The sequence below is a fragment of the Desulfurobacterium sp. genome (assembly GCF_027028515.1).
Lineage (GTDB): Bacteria > Aquificota > Aquificia > Desulfurobacteriales > Desulfurobacteriaceae > Desulfurobacterium_A.
Genome location: NZ_JALVIW010000016.1, coordinates 1 through 1,937, shown reverse-complemented (window position 1 = coordinate 1,937; position 1,937 = coordinate 1). Strand labels below are relative to the sequence as shown.

Here is a 1,937-nt window from a genome sequence, read left to right as displayed (position 1 = left end):
AGAGAGGGGACTTAGACAAAGCAGAACGCTTCCTTAGAAAAGCAATTTCCATGAAGCCCGACTTCTCAGAAGCCTGGCTTAATCTGGGAATCCTATACGAGGAAAAGGGAAAACCTGATAAAGCAAGAGAATTTTACTTAAAAGCACTTTCCAACCCTCTTTACCTCACCCCAGAAGTGGCCTATTACAGACTTGCACTTCTCGATGAAAAAGCAGGAAATACAGAAAAAGCTAAAAAAGAACTTATTCTTGCTATAAGGAACAACGTCGATTTTGCCCCCGCTTATCTTAAACTTGCAGAACTGCTACAGAAAGAAGGGCAGATTGAAAAGGCAAAGGAGATATACTATCAGCTCATAGAACTCCATCCGAACATTCAGGAACCATACTGTAAACTTGGTAAAATATACTTACATGAAGGAAAAAGAGAACAGGGCATAAGGTTTTTAAGAAAATGTATTAAACTTAAACCTGCAAGTCCTCTCTCAGCAGAAGCTAAAAGGGAGCTCGAAGAGTTAAATGAGAACGTTCCTTAACATTATAATAGCTATATCTGCTGCTATCACCGCTTTTTCTTTAGGTTTCTTAATCCACTACAAACTATCATTTAAGCCATCAGCACACTTTACAGGAAAGAAGTTAGAACATAAACCCAAAAATTCACCAAAACTAATAGAAGAAATATCCTCTAATAACAGTAGTGATGAGAATATCCCAGCAGATATCTTATCTCAAGTAGAAAATATTTCGTCAGTTGTAACTTCTTATATAATTAAAATCAAGAATGGCCCAGCAACATTTCCAGCCCTCATACTTAAGGTAACACCCGCCCACGAAGGACTGAACGTGTTTCTTCTTACGTTTTACCCTATGGAATGGCCATTTATAAATGCTCAACTGATGGGAAGACAACTAACCGTTCCTGAAAAAGTTTACCAATGTGATGATGGTTTATTAATCCTTGAATACAAAGTCAAAGGCATTTTTCCTGTTGAAACTGAAAGAGGAATGATTGAAAAATTTGGAGCCATTGTTAGCTGGGCAGGAAACGACACAACTGTGAAACTCTTTGACATAGAAAAAGGATGTTCTGAAAATGGCTTTGTTTTTAACCTCGCTGGGGACTTTTCAGGAGTCTGCTTTGGTGGTAATTTTTATAGTGCAGAGGAGCTCTACAACTCAGTTCCGTCTAACTGTAAAATAATCTTCGAAAAGGAGGGAAAAAGTGGCAATTTATAGGGCGAAAACTGACAGCTGGTATGTTGAGAGGATAACATCTTTCCTTGCAGGATTCTTCGTCTTCGCAAGCGTCCTGTTGGGGCTTATAACCGGAAACAAATACTTCTTCTACTTTACCCTTTTTGTTGGTTTTATGCTTATGTTCTACGCAATTACAGGTTTGTGCCCTTCTTCAATTTTAATACACAAACTTGGAGTTCCTTCTCTCCTTGAGAAATACTGTAAAGAAGAGCAAAAGTAAATCGGCAAATCTTGACAGAGTTGAAACTTTGTCTCAATTTATCTGCTGGATCTTTATGCTGGCGTAGCTCAGCTGGCAGAGCGGGGCACTCGTAATGCCCAGGTCGGGGGTTCAAGTCCCCCCGCCAGCACCACTTAAAAGTTGTATAGAGATCCCTCCCTTTGGAAAACCTCTTCAAAATCTGTTAAAGGCTTCCTGTCAAAATTTAAGTATTCCAGTCTGTATAATTCTTTTAATCTTCCCTATTTGAGAGGTTTCTTTATGAACAGGTTTGCCCTCATGCTCGATTACAGTTTTTCTGCCGTTACGAAAAACTGGAAAGCGGTTGTCGTCTTTTTTCTGTTTATTATCGTCCTGTTTATTTTTCACTTTATTCCGCTGCTCTCGTTTGTTGGCCAGGTTGCTCTATCACTTCTAATTACGCAGTTAGAGGTTTACTACGGAAAGAGGTTCCTTA

At 39.1% G+C, this 1,937-nt stretch carries 4 protein-coding genes and 1 tRNA gene; all 5 read left to right on the top strand.

Going from position 1 to position 1,937, the window contains the following annotated elements:
* The coding region (locus MV676_RS01790; protein ID WP_297444730.1) for a tetratricopeptide repeat protein at positions 1 to 536 on the top strand (536 nt) is incomplete at its 5' end.
* Complete coding sequence (locus MV676_RS01785; RefSeq protein ID WP_297444728.1) at positions 520 to 1,239, top strand: hypothetical protein; 720 nt, start codon at positions 520 to 522, stop codon at positions 1,237 to 1,239. The genes MV676_RS01790 and MV676_RS01785, both read left to right, overlap by 17 nt.
* Positions 1,226 to 1,480 (top strand): DUF2892 domain-containing protein, encoded by a 255-nt coding sequence (locus MV676_RS01780; protein ID WP_297444726.1) that lies wholly within the window; start codon positions 1,226 to 1,228, stop codon positions 1,478 to 1,480. The genes MV676_RS01785 and MV676_RS01780 overlap by 14 nt, the downstream gene beginning before the upstream one ends.
* A gap of 57 nt (positions 1,481 to 1,537) precedes the next feature.
* Positions 1,538 to 1,613, top strand: a tRNA-Thr gene (locus MV676_RS01775).
* Between the two features lie 128 nt (positions 1,614 to 1,741).
* On the top strand, positions 1,742 to 1,937 hold a 196-nt coding region (locus MV676_RS01770; protein ID WP_297444725.1), incomplete at its 3' end, for a hypothetical protein.